Raw genomic sequence first — 23,053 nt, 5'->3', positions numbered from 1 at the left:
CAAAATCTAAAATTTGATTAAAACGAATCTAGGTTGAGGTCAACCGCATAGGGGGTGACAGCTGACCTCAGTTTGCTCAGGAGCAAAATATAAGAAGCAATTAGGCTGCTTGTTGACCGCCAAGGATGGTGAGAATTTCTTCTATGTCCTTAGTGCTTGTCAGTTTTTCAATTGCTTCAGGCTCATCGAGCGCGTTTGTGATGGTGGTAATGACTTGAATGTGTTCGTCGTTTTTGGCGGCAATGCCGATAACAAGTTTTGCGATATCTTCGTCGTCTTCTGTAAACTGGATACCTGCGGGGTATTGGCAGATAACGATGCCTGTTTTCTTCACGCGGTCTTTTGCTTCAACCGTACCGTGTGGTACTGCAATTGACTCACCAAGATAAGTGGGTACAAGCGCTTCACGCTCAAACATCGCGTCAACGTATTCGGGTTCTGCGTAACCCAGTTCCACGAGTTTGTTTCCCGCAAAACGAATTGCTTCCTCTTTGCTGTTCGCTTGTAAACCTAAATGAATGTTTTTACGTTCAATCTGGAATACTGATGGCTGCTGTGATTCATAGTTATCATCGTTAGCAGCAAGTACAGAGACTTTGATAAGTTTGTCATCGTTCGCTGCCGATTGTTTCTGTGCTGCAAGCAGCTTCGTGACTAGCTGGTTGTACATTTCGCTGTCTAGAAAGTTAGTCAATGAAATGTGCTGTGCATTTGGTGCGTGTTTACGAGCTCGATCGGTTAAATCTTTGTGAGTAATCACGATATCTGCACTCTCTGTTAAGCTGTTGATAGCAAGATTGGTGACGCTGATGTTGAGACCCGCAGATTGAACTTTTTTACGCAACATACTTGCCCCCATCGCGCTGGAGCCCATACCTGCGTCACATGCCACTACGATGCTTTTTACATCGGCAAGTTCTGTATTGCCTTTGCTTTGGCTGTGTGCTGCTCCATTTGATTTAGATGCAGCTTTCATATCTTTCATTTGTGATGTTGCTTTTTCTAGCGCTGCCTCATCACCATCTTCCTCTGTTGACGTTTGTGTCTTCATTAGCACGGCTGCTACAGCAAATGATACGCCGGTTGCCGCGGCAATTGAGGCCAATATGCCAACAATGGAAGCTTTCTGTGTCATCAGTAAAATCGCGAAGATAGAGCCAGGAGAAGCCGGAGACACAATTCCTGCATTGAACATCACAAGAACGAAGACACCTGTCATACCGCCTGCAATTGCCGCAAGAATTAAGCGTGGATTCATTAGAATGTACGGGAAGTAGATTTCATGAATACCGCCAAAGAAATGGATAATTGAAGCACCACCGGCTGTTTGTCGTGCGGTTCCTTTACCAAACACCATGTACGCAAGCAGAATGCCTAAACCAGGACCTGGGTTCGCTTCAATCAGGAAGAAAATAGATTGTCCTGCTTCTGAGGCTTGCTGGATACCCAGTGGTGAGAAGATACCGTGGTTAATAGCGTTGTTAAGGAATAGGATCTTCGCGGGTTCAACAAAAATGGAGGTCAAAGGTAGAAGGTGTGCTGACACCAAGAAGTTTACGCCAGCCGCTAGGCCACCGGATAGGACTTTGACAAACGGACCGATAAATAGATAAGCAAGAATGGCGCAGATCATGCCGATGATGCCTGCTGAGAAGTTGTTTACCAACATCTCAAAACCACTTTTCACTTTACCGTCAATGTAGTTGTCGAATTTTTTGATTGCCCAGCCACCGAGTGGACCAACCATCATAGCGCCCATGAACATTGGAATGTCTGTGCCGACAATTACACCCATAGTGGTGATTGCACCGACAACAGCTCCGCGTTCTCCGCCAACTAACTTACCGCCGGTATAGCCGATCAGTAATGGCAGGAGATAGGTAATCATGGGCCCAACCATGGATGCTAGTGTCTCATTTGGCAGCCAGCCTGTTGGGATAAATAGTGCGGTAATAAAGCCCCACGCGATAAACGCGCCAATGTTAGGCATTACCATATTAGACAGAAAACGACCAAAATTTTGTATCTTGATCTTCGCATCTGGTGATATCATAGGAGTTCCCCGTTTGATGTTCTGATGAATATTGTAGTAGTACGGTTCGCCAAAACCGCTTGATTGCTTAGTACCTAATCAATTTACCACACAACTTTCTTTTAGAACTGACAACGGGTTTTTTGTGACCTTTCTCTCTGAATCTTCCTATATCAAACCTTTTTTTAGTGATCCATTACACTTTCTGACAATGTAATTTTGCTACATATTTAAAGATACAAAATTGTCAATAAGATTTTAATGTTTTATATCTCAATAATGAAATGTCGTGTTTGTGTTTGAGTGTGATTTAGATCTCCTAATGATTATATTTTTTTCGGAATTTGTTGTCTGATGTGACATTGATCTCAAATTGGTTCTGTGTGCATTTTGATCAGTGAGTGATCTGTGTCTAATTTTGCTGTTTTTGTAGGAAAGTGACAATTTACAAAAGCCTGAGTGTCGATATGAACTGGACTTGGTCTGTTATGAAAAGAGGGGCAGAGCATCTCTGCCCGCTAGGGTTATTGAGTGCTGTCTAGATAGGCTTTTGATGAGATATCTGTCCACGCACGCACTTTAGCTAAGTATTGCTTTTGAGATTCGATAATTTCTTTAGCTAACGCATCTTTTTCGGCTTGCTCTGCGAGTAGTTCAGACGTAGCGGCTTGCATTGCATGAAGTACTTCTGGTGGGAAATCCCTCACTTTTATATCAGGATACTCTGCGCTCATCGTTGCCCAGCTATTTGCGTTTGCATCTACCGCTTGGGTATACATATCAAACGCACTGACACGAAATGCCGTTTCGAGAATGGTTTGCAGATCTTTAGGAAGCTTGTCCCAAGTCTTCTTGTTGACTAGGAATTGTGTTTCAGATCCTGGCTCATGCCACGCGGTGTAATAGTAGGGAGCAATTTTTTGAAATCCCATACGTAGATCAAACGCGGGTCCTACCCATTCAAGTGCATCGATGGTTCCGCGCTCAAGTGATGTATAAAGTTCCCCCGGAGCAATGTTTGTTGGCGCAGCGCCAACTTTTGCCATGACTTCGCCGGCAAAGCCCGGAATACGAATCTTAAGCCCTTGTAAATCTTCTACTGAATTAATTTCTTTTTTAAACCAACCGCCCATTTGAATGTCGGAGTTGCCACCTGGAAATGACAATAGGTTATGTGGTGCATAGACTTTTTCCATTAACTCCATACCACCACCACGGTAAAACCAAGCATACTGCTCGGTTGAAATCATACCGAAAGGCATCGAAGAAAAGTAAAGTGTATTGGGCACTTTTCCTTTCCAGTAATAAGAGCTCGAGTGGCCTAAGTCGTACTGGCCTGATTTCACTAAGTCAAAAATGCCAAGTGGTGCTTTATGTTTATTTGCAGAGTCGATACGAATTTGTAGCCTGCCATTAGACATTTCTTCTGCCAGCTTCGCCATGTTTTTTGTGGCATCGCCTAATATAGGCGTATTTGGACCCCATGTTTCGGCTAGCGTGAGTCGGTAGACTTTCTCTGCGGCGAGACTCGAAAATGACCCTAGAGCTAATGAACTCGTCAGCACTCCAGCGAGCACTGTGCGAAGTGTTATTTTTATTGGCAGCATAACGATACGACTTCCTTGTTGTTTTGTGTGTCTAGAGCTAGCTTTTCTTCTGTAGATTTTTTCGTCAATCTAATTTTTGTTCGTCGGATTGCACTTTGATTGGAGTGTATGACTACAGGAAAGATAATTATTAGAATGTAGTTGTGGAATTAAGGGCTTAGATGCACCTAAATGATAGAAAGCGTGGGGTTATTTAGAGAATAATTCCGCTGACAAAAGTGCTGCATGTGTCACGCAGCACTGAGTAGTTAGATAGCTATTCTGAGGTTTGGTGATAATTGAGATAGTGTTCAGCCTGTTCAAGCCCCATATATCGCGCCAATGTCTTACTATCAACTTGTCTGAGATCGACAACGATTAAGCCATCCAAGGCATTGTTGAAGCCAGGATCAACGTTGAAAGAGATAAGTTTGCCGTTTAAGGCGAGGTATTGGCGCAATAAAACGGGTATTCCCTTTCCTGGATCGATACGAGCAACGACTCGAGACAAGAGTTGAAGATCCCCCAGAGCAGTTAGCATGCTGGTATTCCAATTGTTGTCTGATGTAGGGAGTGGGTTAGATGGAGAGACATGCTCTGCCTTTGCTGCATCACAATAGTGTAATGTCATGCACTCAGCGAGTAGTTGTCTGGTCTGTTCACTGTAATCGTTGCTGATACTGACTGGGCCGAACAGATGCGTGTATTCAGGATGGTGAGAGACGAAAGTCGCGATACCTTTCCATAGTAGCAATAGAGCGGTCATACTTTTTTGATAGGGTAGATCAATCACAGATCTTCCCATCTCAATGGATTTCCCCATACTGGCTATAAATGGCATGTCGTAATGAAACAATGTACGAGAATAAAGACCTTCAGTCCCTTTGGCGCTTAGAATGTCGTCGACTAAACCAAGTCGATAAGCACCGACCAAGCATTGGTTTTCTCTGTCCCAAACAAATAGATGACGGTAATCGTGATCAAACTGATCAAGATCCAACGCTAGCCCTGTCCCTTCTCCCGCTCGTCTAAAGTTAGTTTCTCTGAGTCTGCCTATTTCATGCAGTAGTGAAGGGATATTCTCTGAGGAGGTGCAGTACACATCAAATTCACCACTTGAAAGTAGCCGATGATCACTAGGCAGATTATCTAGATCCTCAAGTAGATCTTTTCGCGGCAAAGGTTGAGCGACGGGAAACTCGTTTTGCGGTGATGATGAATCGATAGACTTAGATTGGACTAAGTGTTGAAGAAGGTATGTATTGAGACGCAAATAGTTGGTCATTTGCACATCGGTTAATCCTTTTACTTCTCGGTATTGAATCGCAGAACCGATCGCGATCTTTATAGTCTGTGTAGACTTGTTAAGCAGTTCTCTGCCCAGCATTAAGGTGCGAAGTAGGGGATGTACCTTTCCCGCCAAATAGAAGCGTTTTGAATTCTGTCCATTGATAAAAACTGGCACTGTGGTTGCGCCTGATTTGCGGATTAAACTGCTGACAGAGCGGCTCCACTCTTTGTCTTCTAGGCGCTGCGCTTTGCTATCGACGAGTTGAGACACTTCACCCGCGGGAAACAGCAGTATTAGCCCATTATTCGCAAGATGCTGATGGGCTTGACGAAGTGCTTTTAAGTTCGCTTTCTGAGCGATATGACCCGCAAACACATCGACGCCAATAAAGAGTTCATCGAGCTCAGGGACCGTTTTTAGATATTGATTGGCGAGAATTTTTACATCTTGACGAATGGTGAGCAGCAGCTCAGCAAGTATCACCCCTTCTACACATCCAAGGGGATGGTTTGCAACGATAACTGTTGCGCCAGAAGCTGGAATCCCTCCTTTAGTGCCATGGCTGACATCATAATCAATACCAAGCACTTCGAGAGTGAACCTGATAAATGCTTGGGTATCACAACCTGCGGGGCGTTGGGCATAAAACTGTTCGAGTTTACTTAGTCCTGTTGCCCATTCGGCGATGGACTCGGCGAAGCGAAATGGCGTTTTTTTTGGTAGACGAAATGGGCTAGAGGTTTGCATTTTATTCTCTCTACGGCGGTATTCGTTGTGAGAATAGATAAGCGAAGTTTCAATAAGGCTGCATTTCAATGAGGAATTAGTGACAAAGCGATGACGTTCTTGTTACGTGATTTTATGTCTAGAAAAGATGAAAAACCAACTTAACATTTCAGATTTAAAATGACTGGATCGCAAATCATTTGTTTTAGTTATGACTATATAAGGAATACTGCTAGCTTTATTAAGCGGGTAAGGTGTTGCTAAAAACTTGGTCAAAACAAGTTATGTGCAGCACCAAGTCAAGTTTACCTTCGTTTATGCTGCTCTGGGATACACTCTTGTCACCAAGAGAAAACGGGAACCGTAAGGTTCCCGTTGTTGTAATTCAATCAATTGAGCGCTTAGCTAGTGCGGTGTACCGACATATGCGCGAGAGTAATTAGCGCCTGCTTGTAAACAGATTCTTCTAACACATCCAATTGCGCGATCGCTTTGTCTGCTTCTTGATAAGCTTTTTGACGGGTGTATTCCAAAGAGCCTGTCTCTTCCATTGCTGCGAGAATGTCGTTAAGACGCTCCATACCATTGGCTTTTTCAATCGCTTCACGAATCATGGCAGTTTGCTGTGCCGTGCCATGCTGCATTGCGTATAAAAGAGGCAATGTTGGTTTACCTTCGGCTAAGTCGTCACCGACATTTTTACCCATCTCTTCACCGTCAGAGGTGTAATCCATAACATCATCGATAAGCTGGAATGCCGTACCTAGATATTTCCCGTAGTTTTGCAGTGCCAGTTCAACTTCGGCGGGTGCATCGTTGAGGATGGCACCAATTTGTGTTGCTGCTTCAAAAAGACGTGCTGTTTTCGAGTAGATAACCTGCATGTAGCTTTCTTCAGTCGTGTCCGGATCATTGCAGTTCATTAGTTGCAGAACTTCACCTTCAGCAATCACGTTTACCGCATCACTCATTAGCTTGAGGATCTTCAAAGATCCCAGTTCGGTCATCATCTGGAATGAGCGAGTGTAAATAAAGTCTCCAACTAGCACACTCGCCGCGTTACCAAATGCAGCGTTGGCCGTTGCTTTGCCGCGTCGCATATCAGACTCATCGACCACATCGTCATGAAGTAGGGTGGCGGTGTGAATGAACTCAATAAAGGCGGCGGAAGTGGTGTGAGCCTCTCCCTGGTAACCGAGTGCTCGTGCTGATAAAACAGCAAGTAATGGACGGATACGTTTGCCGCCTCCACTAACGATGTAGAAACCAAGTTGATTGATTAAAGAGACATCAGAGTTGAGTTGAGCGTGAATTGTTTCGTTCACTTTTGCCATGTCATCGGCAGTGAGTGCTTGGATAGCTTTAAAATCCATTGTAAATCCGGCTGAGGTTAGAACTAGTAAGGTATTCTTATCTACTTTAATCGTTGAATAATACACTAAAAAACGTTGATTAATACATGGTTAACGGGCATCATTTGGGCACTTTTCATTGGCGATTAGCTTTTCGCCAATTTTTTCAAAATATGGCTTGTCATAGGTGCGACCTTTCTGTAGAATCTGCGCCCTATTGATGATTAGTTTAGCGCACACCCTTAATGCTCAAAAAATAGCATACGGCTGTGCGGAAAAAGCGGAGTAAGATATGTACGCTGTTTTCCAATCTGGTGGTAAACAACACCGTGTAAGCGAAGGTCAAACTCTTCGTTTAGAGAAATTAGACGTTGAAACTGGTGCAACAGTTGAATTTGATAAAGTTCTTCTTGTAGCTAACGGTGAAGACATTAAAGTTGGTGCTCCTCTAGTAGAGGGTGGTAAAATTGTTGCTGAAGTAGTACAACACGGTCGTGGCGATAAAGTTAAAATCGTTAAGTTCCGTCGTCGTAAGCACTCTCGTAAGCAACAGGGTCACCGTCAGTGGTTCACGGAAGTGAAAATCACTGGTATCAACGCTTAATCGATTAGGAGAGTTTAACAATGGCACACAAAAAAGCTGGTGGTTCTACTCGTAACGGCCGCGATTCAGAAAGCAAACGTCTAGGTGTTAAGCGTTTCGGTGGTGAGTCTGTTCTTGCAGGTAACATCATCGTTCGTCAACGTGGTACTAAGTTCCACGCTGGCACTAACGTTGGTATCGGTAAAGACCACACTCTTTTCGCTCTTACTGAAGGTAAAGTGAAATTTGAAGTGAAAGGTCCTAAAAACCGTAAATTCGTTAGCATCGAAGCTGAGTAATTAGACTTCTGTTTAATTATTAGCTTTAAAGCTGAATTCAAAAGCCCTGCCGATTCGGCGGGGTTTTTTATTTATGGTAGTAGGAATAGATACTAAGGCACTTTGAAAAAAGTCCCTCATTATATATTCCTAAGTGGCAGAACGATCGAAGATCAAGGTGATCGATCTGAAAATGGAATCTGCTAGAATTTATATCATTCACTTCGGTGTCCATGATTGAAGTTTGAGATGATATTTGCAACGCACCTATGCGGAGTAAGAGATGAAATTCGTTGATGAAGCGGTAGTAAAAGTTCAAGCCGGTGATGGCGGTAACGGTGTAGTGAGTTTCTGGCGTGAGAAATTCGTTACGAAAGGCGGTCCTGATGGCGGTGACGGTGGCGATGGTGGCGATGTCTACATTCAAGCCGATGAAAACCTGAATACTCTGATTGATTATCGCTTCCAGCGCTTCTATGAAGCGGAACGTGGTGAGAATGGTCGCGGTGGTAACTGTACCGGTAAGCGTGGTAAAGACAAAGTTCTACGAGTACCAGTCGGCACACGTGCGGTTGATATCCACACAAATGAGATCGTTGCTGAAGTCGCTGAGCATGGCAAAAAAGTCATGGTTGCAAAAGGCGGCTGGCATGGTTTAGGCAATACGCGTTTTAAGTCTTCTGTGAACCGTGCGCCACGCCAAAAGACATTAGGTACTAAAGGTGAAATCCGTGAGATTCGCCTAGAGCTATTGTTGCTTGCTGATGTGGGTATGCTAGGTTTGCCTAATGCAGGTAAATCTACCTTTATTCGTGCGGTTTCGGCTGCAAAACCGAAAGTGGCGGACTACCCATTTACGACACTAATTCCAAGTCTTGGTGTGGTTAGTGTAGTTCCTGAAAAGAGCTTTGTCGTTGCTGATATTCCTGGATTGATCGAAGGTGCAGCGGATGGCGCAGGCCTGGGTATTCGCTTCTTGAAGCACCTAGAACGCTGTCGTGTGTTACTACATATGATCGATATTATGCCAATTGATCAAAGTGATCCGGTTGAGAATGCATTAACGATCATTGATGAGCTAGAGCAATACAGCGAGAAATTGGCTGCGAAGCCACGTTGGTTGATCTTCAACAAGGTTGATTTAATGCCTGAAGAAGAAGCCAACGAAGTGATCCAAAATATTCTGGATGCCCTAGGTTGGGAAGAAGAGTATTACAAGATCTCAGCAGTGAACAAACAAGGCACGAAAGAGTTGTGCTACAAGCTTGCTGACTTTATGGAAAATCTACCTCGTGAAGAACAAGAACTTTCTGAGGAAGAAAAAGTCGACTTTATGTGGGATGACTACCATAAAGATGCGATGGCTGGTAAAGATGTTATCACAGAAGATGAAGACGACTGGGATGACTGGGACGATGAAGAAGATGACGGTCACGTTGTCTACGTCCGCGATTAACCGTGTATAATATTCAAAGCCGCAATATCAATTGCGGCTTTTTTGTGTCTAAATCAAATCTTCAAAGTGTATTTCAACGCAAAATACACAAGTTCAAACTCTGCCATACGGTTAGTTGTTTGGATAACTGTGCAGGAAAAATCGCTCGGCTCAGGATAAAGAGTGTCGTTGCTGATTTGGTGACAAACCTTATCGTGGCTCTGAGTGGTTTTGATCAGCTTGAATGACTAGGTAATCATTCACGTTGGTATAAAGGAGTAGAAAAAATCATGGCATCAAAACAGCGAGCGGTTTCTCGTTTAGTCGCCCAAGCAGGGCAAATGTTGTTAGCACACGGTGCAGAAAGTACTCTCGTTGGTGACCTAATGCGTCGCTTCGGTCTTGCCGCTGGAATGGATGAGGTGGAGGTATCTCTTTCTGCAAGCTCTCTAGTGGTTACCACGGTTTATCAAGAACACTGTATAACAACGGCGCGACGATGTCCGGATCGTGGCATTAACATGTGGGCCATTACGCAGGTACAGCGTATTTGTATCATGCTGGAGCGAGGAATCATCGATTATCCTCTTGCCCAGCAGAAACTTGATAAGGTTAGCCCAGAGCGATACAACCGCTGGCTTGTGGTCTTTATGATAGGTTTATCTTGTGCTGCATTCAGCCGTTTAGCTGGAGGAGATTGGCTTGTTTTTACCATGACTTTTATCGCTTCCGCTGTCGGTATGGTCGTTCGCCAAGAGATCGGTCATCGCCATTTTAACCCTTTAATGAATTTTGCGGCGACCGCCTTTGTCACAACCGTTGTTTCCGCTCAAGCCGTGATTTATCAGTTAGGAAATTCACCGTCATTGGTGATGGCTTCGTCTGTCTTAATGCTTGTTCCTGGGTTCCCTCTAATCAACTCGGTCGCTGACATGCTAAAAGGTTACGTTAACATGGGAATTGCTCGTTTTGTTATGGCAAGTTTACTCACTTTAGCGACCAGTTTAGGCATCGTAGCTGCAATGAGTTTAGTTGGTGTTTGGGGGTGGGTCGCATGATCTCTGTCGATCTTCTTGTTGGTCTCATCAATGATATGCTATTTGCTGCCATTCCGGCGGTGGGATTCGCGTTAGTCTTCAATGTCCCACAGAAAGCACTGGTCTACTGCGCACTTGGTGGAGCTATAGGTCATGGCTCGCGTTATTTGATGATGCATTTTGGTATACCGATCGAGTGGGCGACGTTCTTTGCTGCCATGCTGGTGAGTATGGTGGGTATCCATTGGTCTGCTCGATTTTTAGCTCACCCTAAAGTCTTCACTGTGGCAGCATTAATTCCTATGGTACCTGGTGTCTTTGCCTTTAAAGCTATGATTGCATTAGTTGAGCTCAACCATCGTGGTTATTCTCCCGAGTTGGTTGCCATGTTGATGGAAAACTTTCTCAAGGCAATGTTTATAATTGCAGGATTAGCGGTTGGCTTAGCTATGCCAGGGTTGTTATTCTACCGCCGCAAACCAATCGTTTAGGGATACAGGAGAGTAGTAGAATGATCATTAGCATGATTGCCGCGATGGCACATGATCGCATCATAGGTAAAGATAACCAGATGCCTTGGCACCTTCCGGCTGATTTTGCTTGGTTTAAACGTTGTACTATGGGTAAACCAGTGATTATGGGACGGAAAACCTATGAGTCTATTGGACGCCCGCTTCCTGGAAGAGAGAATATCGTGATCAGTCGAGATGCCTCACTGGTTATCAAAGGGGTTACAACTGTGACCTCAATCGATGAGGCTCTGTCCGTAGCTGGTGATGTAGAAGAAGTGATGATCATTGGTGGTGGCACTATTTACCAAGCCTGCTTACCAAAAGCACAAAAGCTATATGTGACGCATATTGATGCTCAAGTTGATGGTGATACTCAATTCCCAGCTTGGAGTGATGATTTTCAAGAAGTCCACTCTGAAGCTTATCAGGCGGACGAGAACAACGTTTATGACATGCGTTTTGTGGTTTTAGAAAAAGACTGCTAGACGTTTGGTAAACAAGAAGGGTTGGCACTCAGTGGCAACCCTTAACAGTCACTCGTTAAAGCTTTCTGCGTAAAGAAACGCTTATCTTCCCAGCGTAACATGGTCAGTTTCCCTCCCCAGACACAGCCAGTATCCAAACCTATCACCTCTTTACCTTCATAGCCTTCTAATGCTGCCCAGTGACCAAACAGTACGGTTTTATCTAACTTGATTCTTTTCTTCAATTTGAACCAAGGCACCAGACTGTGATTTTTTACTTCTTTGGGCGGGAGTTTGCACTCCATGTCTAATCTTCCTTCCGCATCGCAAAAGCGCATGCGGGTGAATGCGTTGATGATATAGCGGTAACGCTCAATGCCTTGTAGTTTATTGGACCAGAGATCAGGTTGGTTAGCGTACATATTCTCTATTAACCAAGGCCACTCGTCACTGTGTAAGATGGCTTCCACTTCTCTGGCAGCGCCACGCGCTTGATCTAACGTCCACTGGGGAGGTATTCCTGCATGGCACATGACAAATTCATCATGTTCCGCAAGGAGAGGTTGATTGCGTAGCCAATTGAGCAACTCATGTTTATCTTTCGCGGCAAAGATCGCTGCGGTTTTGTCTTTCTTTTTGACTTTGAATAGCCCGAGTGAAACGGCAAGGAGATGGAGATCGTGATTTCCTAGTACCACCTTAGCACAGGGGCCTAGAGAGCGAACAAAACGCAATACCTCAAGTGATTTTGGACCTCGGGCGACAAGATCGCCCGCAAGCCAGAGTGAGTCATGCTTGGGATCAAATTTGACTTTATCAAGTAACAGTAAGAGTTCGTCTAAGCAACCTTGAAGATCGCCGACAATGTATGTCGCCACAGTTATGTCCTAATTTAAAATATTTGGGATAGCGAGTCTGAAAGGTTCGATTTCAGTAACGAATTCTTGTCCAGTGGCATCGTGCATAATGTATTGGCCTTGCATTACACCAACAGGGGTCTCGATAACGGTGCCACTATTATAGGTGTATTCATCATTGGCCGCGATGACGGGTTGTTGACCGACAACACCTTCACCTTCTACGGTCATCTGTTTGCCATTAGAGTCGGTAATTAGCCAGCGTCTAGCAATGAGTTGTACTGATTGCTGACTGAGATTTTTGATGGTGATGATATAAGCAAAAACGTAACGTTTTGCATCCGGATGGGATTGGTCGGCGATGTATTTGGTATGAACTTGGACTTTTATACACGGGGTAGCTTCCATGTGAACTCCTATGTAAAGTCAAAAAGGTGATAAACCATGGGTCTACCACCTTTTATATTAGCTGAAATTATTTGTGGTTAGCGTCTAACCAGTTTGCCATTCCAACGAATTGTTCTAGCGTTAGGTTCTCTGGGCGCATTCCAGGGTTAATGCCTAGTTGCTCTAGCTCCTCAGCGCTTAATAGGCCTTTGTAGCAGTTACGCACGGTTTTACGGCGCTGATTGAAGCCTTCACGGCAAACGCGATCTAACCATTTTAGACTGCTTGCTGGGTGAGGAAGGTTTTCATAAGGCACCAAACGAACTACCGCTGAATCGACTTTAGGTGGCGGAACAAACGCTGTCGGGGGTACTTCGAGTACTGGTACGACTTTACAGAAGTATTGTGCCATGACGGTAAGACGGCCGTAAGCTTTCGTGCCAGGACCAGCGGCTAGGCGGTTTACCACCTCTTTTTGAAGCATAAAGTGCATGTCTTGAATGTCTTTATGGAACTCAAAAAGATGGAACATCAGTGGCGTTGAGATGTTGTATGGCAGGTTACCAAAAATACGTAACTTGTTGTTTGGCTTCACTAACTGAGCAAAGTCAAAGCGCATCGCATCGCCTTCGTGAATCGTCAGCTTGTCGCCCAAGTCAGGGTGGTTGCGCAGGCGTTCAGCAAGATCGCGGTCAAGCTCGATAACCGTAAACTTGTCTACTTCTTTACCAACAGGTTCAGTGATAGCACCAAGACCTGGGCCTATTTCTACAAGGTTCTGACCAGGTTTTGGGTTGATCGCAGAGACTATTCCATCAATGATGTATGGATCGTTAAGGAAGTTTTGACCAAAGCGTTTTCTTGCTTTGTGCCCTAAGTGGACATCGTTTCTCATAGTATTCTCAAGTTAATTCGATTTCTTATCGACTAGCTCTATTGCATGAGCTAAAGCCGTTCGGAAGCTTCCTGTATCCGCATTGCCTGTCCCTGCTAGGTCAAGAGCGGTGCCGTGATCAACGGAGGTCCTAATAAATGGCAGGCCTAAAGTGATATTCACTGAGCGGCCAAAGCCTTTGTATTTTAATACAGGAAGTACCTGATCATGGTACATCCCAAGTACGGCATCAGCATCTTCAAGATATTTCTTATTGAAGATAGTATCGGCAGGTAAAGGACCAATTAGGTTGATTCCTTTCGTCTGACGCAGTTTTTCTAATGTGGGAGTGATGGTTTCAATTTCCTCTCTTCCGAGGCAGCCATCTTCTCCTGCATGTGGATTAAGTCCACACACATAGATTTTAGGTGACGTTATTGCAAATTTCTCAACAAGATCCTTGTTCAGAATATCTATGATGAGTTCTAGCCTTTCCTCTGTCACCGCTTTAGATACATAAGCCAGTGGGATATGCGTTGTCACCAAAGCGACACGTAAACCTTCCGTTGCAAGCATCATCACGACTAGTGGTGTGTTTGACTTCTCAGCAAAGAATTCAGTATGACCACTAAAGGCGACGCCTGCGCGGTTAATGACCCCCTTATGTACAGGGCCGGTGACAATAGCATCAAATTCACCATTCATACAGCCTAAAGCGGCTCTTTCTAGTGTTTTTAACACGTAGTGGCCATTGGCTTCATCCAACTTCCCCGCAACTGCTGGGTTGGTCAAAGGTATATGGTCAACCACTAATGAACCTGCTTGCTGAGGGATAATCGGCGATTCAGACTGGTAGTCAATCAGCTCTACATCAATATTCAACTGCTTAGCACGTTCTGCCAGCATAAATTTGTCTGCGCAAACCACGATTTGGTGAGCCCAACTCTCTTTGGACTGAGCCAACACCAAATCAGGGCCGATGCCCGCTGGTTCACCAGCAGTAACTATGATGCGTTTAACGCTCATCTTGAGTCTCATCTTTAATGATTTCAACGTAGGCACTGGCGCGCATTTCCTGAAGCCAAGCGCTAGCTTCTTCGTTGAACTTACGGTTAAACAAGATGCGGTAAGCTTTGTTCTTTAATGCTGAATCCGTGCGATCTACTTCGCGACGATCAAGAACTTCTACAATGTGCCACCCGTGAACCGTTTTAAAGGGTTGGCTTATTTGACCAACAGGCAGAGTATCAATTTGATGTTTGAACTCAGGTACATAGAGTTCTGAAGTCTGATAGCCCAGTTCTCCATCTTGGGCGGCTGAACCTGGATCTTGGCTATATTGCTGTGCCATTTCACCAAATGTCGCCTTACCTGAAGTAATACGCTGAGTGATCTCTTTTAGCTCTTTCTGGACGCCTTCATCGCTTAAGATGACCGTTGGTTTAATCAGAATATGGCGAGCATTAACTTCAGTCACCGCGACCGTTTCTAAGCCTTTGATGTCTTCAATTTTGAGGATATGGAAGCCAACGCCACTACGGAAGGGCCCGATAATACTGCCTTTATTCTGTAAATTGATTTGGTCAGCAAAAATAGTCGGCATCTCTTCTTTACGCATCCAACCCCAGTCACCACCCTGTAGTGCTTTTGGTCCTTTAGAGTAGGTGTAAGCCATAGTGCTAAAGTCGGCCCCGTTTTTCAGTTGTTCAGCTAACTGCTTGGCTTGCTTCTCGATGGCAGCTTTATCGTCACCATCATTGACGCGAAGTTGGATATGCCCAATTTTGTACTGAACCGTTGCATTCGTTTCTTTGGCCAAGATATTGGCTAGGTTATCCACTTCTGCGGGTAAAATGTTAATGCGGCGGCGGACAAGAGCATTACGAGCTTCACTTGCGGCGATTTCTTTACGGATTTGTTCACGAAATTCAGCATAACTCAGCCCTTCTTCTGCAATAGAGACACTAAGTTGTTCGACTGTTTGCTGATTATTTTTGGCAATTTCTGCGATTGCTTCATTCAAGCGGCTATCATCAATACGCACACCAATACGTTGCGCTTCTTGTTGCTGAATGGTGTCGACAATCAGTTTTTCAGTGACTTGCTCTCTTAGTATCTGTTCTGAGGGTAAAGCCTGACCGCTTTTTTTTGCATTTGCCTTTAGCGTTTTTAGTGATGTTTCGATATCACTTTGTAGCACAACACCGCTATTCACAATGACAGCGATGTTATCTAATGCAACGGGCTGTGCATAAACAGTATTCACTGTACTGCTTGCAAACATAGCCAATAACGCGTGTTTCCAAAATTTCATTCAAGAACCTATAAAATATATCGAGCCTGCGGTGTTAGACAGCAGGCTCTTGAATTAGTTGTTTAAGAAAAATGGGCGACCGTAACCTAGAGAGTTACCAGCACTGTCTAGACCCGCTAAACCAGAGCCTGCACCAATCTTAGTTCCAAAGCCTATGATACCGAAGTTCAGACTAAAGTTGTTTTCGTAAGTTGGGTTAGCATTGGGGTAACTTGAGAAGCTAGGATCCCAACTTTGCAGCTGCTTGCTGTAGGTAAAGCCGATGTACCAACAATCTGATGTGTAGTTCAAGCGCGCTAGCCACTCTAACGCTTCATCGGTCGTTAAGTCATAGTAGTATTGTGCACTGGTATTCCAGTTGCGATTAATCTGATATCCAGCGAGTAAGCCTACTTGAGAGATGCCATCAACGGTTATACCATTTACATCGATATTTCCTTTACCTTCATCAGCACATTCACCCACCGTACAGTCTAGATATTTTTTGGATACATACCGATAGTTGCTTTGGATGTAACCGTCATTGAAACGGTATTCTAGTGTACTGTTACCTAACTGAACTTCGCTTGTGTCAATATCGTATTGAACCCCACCATGATAGAACAAATAGTCATCATAGTTGAAGTCGACTTCAACCGCCCAAGCGGAATAATTGGACTTAGATGTAGTATCGGGTTTGTTTGTTTCACCAGTGTTTTTTCTGATGTTTTTGTCGATGTAGAAAATTTGACCAAATGAGATATTGAGTCTTTCTTTATATCCGTCATCAAAGAAGCGAGTTGAAGCACCGTAACTAAATTGGTTTGCTTCCGCAATCTTGTCTACACCGCTATATTTTCGGCTGCGGAATAGCCCATAGTAGTCGGTTTGCAATAGAGTTGTATCGTAGTCACCAATATTGTTCTGATCTTTTTCAGGCACGTACACATATTGAATTTGCGGTTCAAGTGTTTGGGTGTAATTGTCAAACACTACCGTATCACGCTCCAATACAACGGTTGCGTGAGAGCGAAACTCAGGAATCACACGTGATACATTCTCTTCAAGGCCGTAATAAGGGTTATCAATCGATTTCCCTGAAGAATCCGTTGTTTTTTGCGAAGTCGTGTCAACGCCATACAAGTCCTGTTGATAGTAGGTACCAAGAAGTCTTGCTTCGGTTGTCCAAGTTCCCCAAGTCGTACCAATTGGCACCGTCAACCCAGGTTCTACGTGAACGCGAGTCGCCGATGGCTTGCCTTGCGCATCGGTATCAAAACGAGATATATGGCTGGTCATATCAAAGTCTAAATAGCGCATCAGCTCTGGCGCGTAATAGTTAAACTCTAATTGAGGTAATAAGCGATAAGGTAAGTTATTGTTTTCCGTAAGTACCTGAAAATCTCGTGCTAGTAGAGATGCATCCCAATTTGTTGAACGGTAAGTGGCCTCCATTTCTTGGATAAGCTGACCATCTTCTTTATTACCTATGCTTGAATCGATATCGGTGAAATAACGGATATCACTCACTTTGGCGTAGTCAGCGGTAAACTTCCAGTTCTCTTGGTAAATACCACTGTGCTCTAACTGGAAGCCCCAGCGATCTCCGTACTCAGGATATTTTTTATCATCTGGGAGGTATTCAGATTTCAGCGTGCTGTAGCCAAAATCAGACAAGAAACGAAATTCACTGTTTAACTGAGTGCCACGTTCTTGCATATACTTGAGCGTGGTTTCCAAATCGTAGTTTGGCGCTAAGTTCCAATAGATTGGAACTTCCATTTCAAAGCCGTCACTTGAGCCATACGAAACGGTTGGATAGAGGAAGCCCGTTTTACGCGTATCACCAATAGGTACAGTGAGAAATGGCAGATAAAATACTGGGACGTTGACAATTTCGAAGCGTGGATTGTAGAAAGTGGCTTCTTCTTCATCTTGGTCAATATCAATGCTTGAAGCACGCATGCGCCACGAACTATCACCTTCTGGACATGAAGTGATGGTGCCGTCTTCAATCTCATAGACAGCTTTGCCAGTCTTAGCTACATAGACGGCTTCACCTCGGCCAGGCTCACATAAGAACTGATAGTTGGTGTTTTCTAAAGTGACGTAATCAGTGTTGAGGTTGTTGGTCGCTTTATCAGAAATAGTTTTGACTTCACCATCGCTGAAAGTCACATTACCTTCAGCGACGACGATGTTTTCTTTCTGGTGCAAAGTCACGTTGTCAGCCTGCATGCGCTTTTTGCCCTGAACAACGATAACATTACCCCGATAGGTTGCTTTATCACCATTTATGGCTTCTAAACTATCGGCTTCAACATTGACAGGCTGTTGATTTGGGTTATCTGGCTCAGGTTCGTTGATCAAACATTGATCTATAGCGGGCAGTTCCTGCACACTATCGTCTAACATAGTTTCTGCTTGAGTCTGAGGCACTACAAAAGCAGCACTGATTGAAGCGGCTAACAAGGTGCGTGGAAAACGTAACATCGAGTTTTACTATCCTGTTGAACTTGATATATCCGGTGAATAGGTGACCGAATGTAGAATAAAACGGTCCTTATAATAAAGTAATTTACAGCTTACGGCACTATCAGACCGCTTCGTGAAGAAAAAATTCAGAGATTGAGAGCACATAATGCATATTTTCGGCAAAATTCTCGGCACATTTTTCGGTTTCCTATTTGGGGGAGCCTTTGGTGCTGTATTTGGTTTATTTTTAGGGCACCAATTCGATAAAGCACGACGTTTACGCATGGCGGGCTTTAATAGCGGATTTGGCAGTGGTCCGAGTCAAGCCGAACGGCAAGAAGAGTTTTTTAAAGCGGCATTTGCTGTGATGGGGCATGTTGCCAAAGCGAAAGGGCAAGTTACGCGCGAAGAGATTCAACTTGCTACAACCATGATGGATCGCATGAATCTGCATGGTTCGCAGCGCAAAGCTGCTCAGGATGCGTTTCGTGAAGGCAAAGAGAGCGACTTCCCACTCGAGACCGTTTTGGAACGCGTGCGGATTTCTGCTGGTGGTCGTTTCGATCTAATGCAGTTCTTTCTCGAACTACAGATCTCAGCGGCATTTGCCGATGGAGATGTTCATCCTAGTGAGCGTAACGTCTTACATAAGATAGCCCGTGGCCTTGGTTTTTCATCTGATCAGCTAGAACAGCGATTGCGTATGCAAGAGGCGGCATTCCGTTTTCAGCAAGGTGGTTTTGGCGGCCAATCCGGTGGCAGCTATTCTAATCAGTCAGGTGGTAGTTGGCAGCAGGCTTCAACAGCAGACCAGTTGAGTGACGCGTATAAACTTTTGGGTGTTGATAGCAGCGCAGATGCTAAGAGTGTGAAACGTGCTTATCGTAAACTGATGAATGAACACCATCCAGATAAGTTGATGGCAAAAGGTCTGCCACCTGAGATGATGAATGTTGCTAAAGAGAAGGCTCAAGAGATCCAGAATGCTTATGATGTCATTAAGAAAGCCAAAGGTTTCTGAATTCGTTGAGTTGTGATTCATCACAAAAGCAAAAGGCCTGAGAAGCGTAATCGCTCTCAGGCCTTTCTGTATCTGGTGGCCCTCCCAGACTCAATTTTATATTTTAACTTATTGTTAAATAATGTTATTTATGGTTTGTATTTTATTCATTGGTACATTTGGTGGTACATCATGGCGAAACCAATAGCATCATTCTTTCAAAATCAGAGTGATTTACGAAAAATCTTGGCTAGATCACATTGCAATTAGCCTGAACCTAATCGCTCCACTGTTTTGGATTAAAGCGTAACTATGTTGTTCTGCCGCTTCATTGACTATAAAAGATGAACATATTTGCTTTCTTTAGGTAAAAAACGACTTGAACGATCATCTTGCTGTTCTTGCTGTTCTTGCTGTTCTTGCTGTTCTTGCTGTTCTTGCTGTTCTTAGTGAGTTTGAGTTGCTTGAAGATTGCCGTTGGAATCTTGACCTACATTGCCTTCTTTAGCATCCTTTTGATTTGCTAGTTCCTTGTCTATCAATTCCTTAAGCTTGGCCTTAATCCCGTTCTTTGCACTATCTCCTGCAATCTCGATAAGCTTGGCCCAATCTGATTCGCTGAATGTCAGTGTTTTTTCTTCTTTAGTCGTCTTTGATACTTTACCATTTGCTTTATCTCTTTTTCTTCTATTGAATTTCTCGACCAATCTGTCTTCTAACTTTGTAAACGTGTTTGGTTCGGTCGTCGCACAAAGTACATCAAAAATACACATAATAGTTTGCTTCTGCTTATCGATATCCTCTGTTATGGATAACCCTGTGTATGGGTATTGTCTTGTTAAAGATAGGTAGTACCAATTGATTAACTCAGCATCATCTGTTTTAAAGGCTTTTCTATCTGCATTTCTGTTGATGAAAACAGTTGCATATAAGCTTTCTACCTTCCTAAGTAAGCGGTATGTGCTTCGCTGTTCCTTTGGTAAGCTTGAGGTGATTATCACTTCTAGTGCACTAACAAGATTATCGTAGGTTGAACCAGTCTTGTTTGGGCAGAAATCTGCTAGAGGCTGTAGGTAGTCGGTGTCTCGAGGTAAGTATTTTTCCCCTGAAAGACTTTTTGATTTGGATTTATCTTCTGATTCTGATTTGGCTTCGAAAGAAAATGTAGTTACAGGGTAGCTAAGCTCTATGTTGCCTGTGTTAACTATGGCCTTAACGATAACAACAAAAAAATAAAGGGCTCTTGGCTCGTTATTGAGCCATCCGATGTGATTGCTAAATTCATATTGGATTCCTCTTGATTGATCAAAAAGATCGTCAATACAATCGCCTAGTTCATATTCTTCTATCTCGGTTAAGTTTCCATTATCTAAGCTTTCTCTAGCTATTTTTAATTTTTTACTAATTAATTCCTTCAATGTTAATTCAAGGTTAGCTTTATTGCGATTATTAAAATTAGTAATTGCATAGCTATATCCGGATTCTGATTCAATGATTCTAATATATCGTTTTAATTCATTTTCAGTGGATTTTTTTATTAATTCTAAATATCGGTATGAACTCATTCTGAATCCTTGAGTAAGATTTTTGTGGGAATGTTGTAAGAAATATACCGGATTTAGTACATATTTACAGTGGGTTTTTGTTGTTTTTTGTGGGATTGATGTGGTTTTTTTGTTGGTTTTTATCGTTTCTGTGTTTTCTTCATTAGTCAACTTTTTTTGAAAAAAAATGAGTGGATGAGATTACCCTTTCAAATGTTAATTTTATTTACTTGAATTCTTACTGCTATGTCAATCATTATATTAGCATGGTTGAAATTTAATGTGATATCAATATTTAAGTTTCGAGTTGGTGATTTATGATGAAAGTAATATATGGGTAGTCATATAGATGGTGTAAGTTGAGTTTGATATGATTATTGGTAGGTGAATCTGAATTTATGCCATGGTTTTGGTGTGGAAGTTATTTTTAACTTGTTGGTATAGGTAATATACATAACCCCATCAACTACTAAAATTAACGTTACTCCCTGTGTGTATGAGAGACACACGAATAGGGATAACAACACCATGAATCACCAGTACACATCTGAAGACAAGTTCAACAACTACGACTTACCTCAACCAACGAAACGAAAGCAACGATTCTTCTATCGTAAGTTTCACCTCTACAAGATTTCTCAATTGATAGAGAAAGCTTTGAAGTATCACACTAGGCTATCCGTCTTTCGGATAGACCTACACTTACCCGAAGATTTCGATGATTCAGATTCGAAAGTCATCACCCGATTCTTCAAATCCCTAAATGCCAAATTGGACGTAGATATAAAACGTAAAGAGAAAAACTGGGGAAGGGGATTGAGAAACAAGACCAGTTACATCTGGGCAAAAGAGAAGAATACCTCTGAGCAGTACCACTACCATGTTGCACTCTTCCTGAACAAAGATATCTATTATCAACTCGGGGATGTAGGGGCGTCAGACGGCTCTTTAGCCGACTTGATTAAGCAAGCGTGGTGCAGCGCTATCAAACAGGAGAAACCAGCACTAGTTCATTTCTGCAAGAATGGTGTGTATCGCTTAAACCTGAATGCATCAGATATTGAACAATCGAAGAATGAACTATTCAAAAGGGTGTGTTATTTCGCTAAACCTAATTCAAAGGTATACGGAGGGACTATGAGAAACTTCGCTACTAGCTCTTAATACCCTTAAAAATAACGGTAGTCTCAGTTCCTGTGGGAATCACAACAAACCACAGGAACCAATCATGGCTCATCAACTTAACGTTACTCATCAAAGTGCCCACACCATCACTCATGACAGAACCTTCAATGGTAAACCACTCTATTACTTTGAGGATGGTCTCGTCCTCGAATACCTAGAGAAGATCGACCGAGTACTGACTGAAGCACTAAACCAATACCCAAGAATTTTTGCTGTTCACATCAACCTAAATCTACCGAGTGACTTCGGGGGTGATTACCTAACGGTGTTTGCCCATTTCTTTCGTATTTTGGAGTCGGAGACTAATGGGCTCTGTAAGGACAAATACACCGACAGAACTTATCAATACCAGCAAACGGTCATTCGCTATATCTGGACGACGGCGAGTGAGTCCACCAGCGATCACCATCATTTTATATTGCTCTTTGATAGGGATCTCTTTCAAAACTTAGGGACCGGTCGAGAGGGTTGGGGGCGTTTTCTCTATAAAAAAGTGAGGAAGACATGGGATAGGGTGGTTGAAGCTAATTACAGCCGACCATGCACAGGGTTAGCCTATTCCCCTAGCAATGAGGGCTTTGAACTATTCTCCGATACAGAAACGTTCCCGTTGCAGTTAAACGAGTTCTTCTATCGAATCAGTCGTCTTGCGAAGCCCATTGCCAACCGGAAGGATCACCGCAACAAGAGCTTTGGTTGCAGTCACGACTCACCTTAAAAAATACAACGTGAGCAATACCTATGTCATTCACACACGAAAAGGTATTACTCATGGCGAATAGAACCTATCTCCCAAACATTACCCTTGATAGAACTTTTGAAGATTACCCGCTGTATTACAGCGACAAGGGGGTATACGAGTCAGCACTGACCTCAATGGTCGATGTCTTTGAACAGGCACTCAGTCAGTTTGACATCGCTCTCGCTACACGTTTGGACTTATACCTGCCTAAAGACCATCAAGATACCGACCTCAGTATCCTCAACGATTACTTTAATCTGCTTAAAGAAAAGCTTGATACGGATTCTCTGTTTTATGTATGGCGTAAGCGGGAGGACAAGGTGCCATCCCACAACTATCGCGTGATGCTGTTTAGTGACTATAGCCAGCACTTTGGTCCCGCTATTTGTTGGGACAAGCG

At 43.5% G+C, this 23,053-nt stretch carries 21 protein-coding genes; 10 read left to right on the top strand and 11 right to left on the bottom strand.

The window, feature by feature from the left end:
* Positions 1-100: 100 nt before the first annotated feature.
* The 4 genes from ACQEXP_RS19375 to ispB all read right to left on the bottom strand — a co-directional run bounded on the left by ACQEXP_RS19375 (position 101) and on the right by ispB (position 7,008).
* The gene (locus ACQEXP_RS19375) at positions 101-2,053 is read right to left on the bottom strand and encodes a PTS mannitol transporter subunit IICBA (RefSeq protein ID WP_426971280.1); all 1,953 of its coding nucleotides are present in this window, start codon (positions 2,051-2,053) and stop codon (positions 101-103) included.
* Between the two features lie 503 nt (positions 2,054-2,556).
* Entirely contained in the window at positions 2,557-3,639 is a 1,083-nt protein-coding gene (locus ACQEXP_RS19370) for a TRAP transporter substrate-binding protein (RefSeq protein WP_269377512.1), read from the bottom strand.
* 256 nt (positions 3,640-3,895) lie between these two features.
* Positions 3,896-5,656 carry a lysophospholipid acyltransferase family protein gene (locus ACQEXP_RS19365; RefSeq protein ID WP_426971279.1) on the bottom strand — a complete coding sequence of 587 codons (1,761 nt, stop codon included), beginning with the start codon at positions 5,654-5,656 and terminating at the stop codon, positions 3,896-3,898.
* A 380-nt stretch (positions 5,657-6,036) separates the two neighbouring features.
* Positions 6,037-7,008, bottom strand: coding sequence for an octaprenyl diphosphate synthase (gene ispB / locus ACQEXP_RS19360; RefSeq protein ID WP_426971278.1), 972 nt, complete (start codon positions 7,006-7,008; stop codon positions 6,037-6,039).
* Positions 7,009-7,279: 271 nt separating this feature from the next.
* On the opposite strand from ispB, the gene rplU reads away from it, so the two are divergent.
* The 6 genes from rplU (at position 7,280) to folA (ending at position 11,317) form a co-directional block, all read left to right on the top strand.
* Complete coding sequence (rplU, locus tag ACQEXP_RS19355; protein WP_005383096.1) at positions 7,280-7,591, top strand: 50S ribosomal protein L21; 312 nt, start codon at positions 7,280-7,282, stop codon at positions 7,589-7,591.
* 20 nt (positions 7,592-7,611) lie between these two features.
* The gene (rpmA, locus tag ACQEXP_RS19350; protein WP_004409945.1) at positions 7,612-7,869 is read left to right on the top strand and encodes a 50S ribosomal protein L27; all 258 of its coding nucleotides are present in this window, start codon (positions 7,612-7,614) and stop codon (positions 7,867-7,869) included.
* A gap of 262 nt (positions 7,870-8,131) precedes the next feature.
* Positions 8,132-9,304 carry an Obg family GTPase CgtA gene (gene cgtA, locus ACQEXP_RS19345; protein ID WP_269377509.1) on the top strand — a complete coding sequence of 391 codons (1,173 nt, stop codon included), beginning with the start codon at positions 8,132-8,134 and terminating at the stop codon, positions 9,302-9,304.
* A 269-nt stretch (positions 9,305-9,573) separates the two neighbouring features.
* Complete coding sequence (locus ACQEXP_RS19340) at positions 9,574-10,341, top strand: threonine/serine exporter family protein (RefSeq protein WP_138970720.1); 768 nt, start codon at positions 9,574-9,576, stop codon at positions 10,339-10,341.
* Positions 10,338-10,811: a threonine/serine exporter family protein gene (locus ACQEXP_RS19335; protein ID WP_138970721.1), complete on the top strand. Its 474-nt coding sequence runs from the start codon at positions 10,338-10,340 to the stop codon at positions 10,809-10,811. Before ACQEXP_RS19340 ends, ACQEXP_RS19335 begins: the two co-directional genes overlap by 4 nt.
* 20 nt (positions 10,812-10,831) lie before the next feature.
* Entirely contained in the window at positions 10,832-11,317 is a 486-nt protein-coding gene (gene folA / locus ACQEXP_RS19330) for a type 3 dihydrofolate reductase (protein ID WP_426971277.1), read from the top strand.
* Positions 11,318-11,358: 41 nt separating this feature from the next.
* Here folA and apaH read toward each other — a convergent pair whose 3' ends face one another.
* The 6 genes from apaH to lptD form a co-directional block, all read right to left on the bottom strand.
* Entirely contained in the window at positions 11,359-12,174 is an 816-nt protein-coding gene (gene apaH, locus ACQEXP_RS19325; RefSeq protein ID WP_426971276.1) for a bis(5'-nucleosyl)-tetraphosphatase (symmetrical) ApaH, read from the bottom strand.
* Between the two features lie 9 nt (positions 12,175-12,183).
* Positions 12,184-12,561: a Co2+/Mg2+ efflux protein ApaG gene (gene apaG / locus ACQEXP_RS19320; RefSeq protein ID WP_269377505.1), complete on the bottom strand. Its 378-nt coding sequence runs from the start codon at positions 12,559-12,561 to the stop codon at positions 12,184-12,186.
* A 67-nt stretch (positions 12,562-12,628) separates the two neighbouring features.
* Entirely contained in the window at positions 12,629-13,435 is an 807-nt protein-coding gene (gene rsmA, locus ACQEXP_RS19315; RefSeq protein ID WP_138970725.1) for a 16S rRNA (adenine(1518)-N(6)/adenine(1519)-N(6))-dimethyltransferase RsmA, read from the bottom strand.
* A 12-nt stretch (positions 13,436-13,447) separates the two neighbouring features.
* On the bottom strand, positions 13,448-14,440 hold the full coding sequence (pdxA, locus tag ACQEXP_RS19310; RefSeq protein ID WP_426971275.1) for a 4-hydroxythreonine-4-phosphate dehydrogenase PdxA: 993 nt from the start codon (positions 14,438-14,440) through the stop codon (positions 13,448-13,450).
* Positions 14,430-15,728: a peptidylprolyl isomerase SurA gene (surA, locus tag ACQEXP_RS19305; protein ID WP_426971274.1), complete on the bottom strand. Its 1,299-nt coding sequence runs from the start codon at positions 15,726-15,728 to the stop codon at positions 14,430-14,432. Before surA ends, pdxA begins: the two co-directional genes overlap by 11 nt.
* 54 nt (positions 15,729-15,782) lie before the next feature.
* Complete coding sequence (lptD, locus tag ACQEXP_RS19300; protein WP_426971273.1) at positions 15,783-18,200, bottom strand: LPS assembly protein LptD; 2,418 nt, start codon at positions 18,198-18,200, stop codon at positions 15,783-15,785.
* Between the two features lie 148 nt (positions 18,201-18,348).
* Here lptD and djlA point away from each other — a divergent pair, with 148 nt between their 5' ends.
* Complete coding sequence (gene djlA / locus ACQEXP_RS19295; RefSeq protein ID WP_138970729.1) at positions 18,349-19,203, top strand: co-chaperone DjlA; 855 nt, start codon at positions 18,349-18,351, stop codon at positions 19,201-19,203.
* A gap of 425 nt (positions 19,204-19,628) precedes the next feature.
* On the opposite strand, the gene ACQEXP_RS19290 is transcribed toward djlA, so the two are convergent.
* Positions 19,629-20,747 (bottom strand): hypothetical protein, encoded by a 1,119-nt coding sequence (locus ACQEXP_RS19290; protein ID WP_426971272.1) that lies wholly within the window; start codon positions 20,745-20,747, stop codon positions 19,629-19,631.
* A 507-nt stretch (positions 20,748-21,254) separates the two neighbouring features.
* Between ACQEXP_RS19290 and ACQEXP_RS19285 the strand changes: the two genes are divergently transcribed.
* The 3 genes from ACQEXP_RS19285 to ACQEXP_RS19275 form a co-directional block, all read left to right on the top strand.
* Positions 21,255-21,890 carry an inovirus Gp2 family protein gene (locus ACQEXP_RS19285; protein WP_426971271.1) on the top strand — a complete coding sequence of 212 codons (636 nt, stop codon included), beginning with the start codon at positions 21,255-21,257 and terminating at the stop codon, positions 21,888-21,890.
* Positions 21,891-21,954: 64 nt separating this feature from the next.
* The gene (locus tag ACQEXP_RS19280; protein ID WP_426971270.1) at positions 21,955-22,629 is read left to right on the top strand and encodes an inovirus Gp2 family protein; all 675 of its coding nucleotides are present in this window, start codon (positions 21,955-21,957) and stop codon (positions 22,627-22,629) included.
* A gap of 53 nt (positions 22,630-22,682) precedes the next feature.
* The coding region (locus tag ACQEXP_RS19275; RefSeq protein WP_426971269.1) for a YagK/YfjJ domain-containing protein at positions 22,683-23,053 on the top strand (371 nt) is incomplete at its 3' end.

The organism is Vibrio sp. TRT 1302, assembly GCF_050113875.1.
GTDB lineage: Bacteria > Pseudomonadota > Gammaproteobacteria > Enterobacterales > Vibrionaceae > Vibrio.
This window is presented reverse-complemented; position numbering and strand designations above follow the sequence as displayed.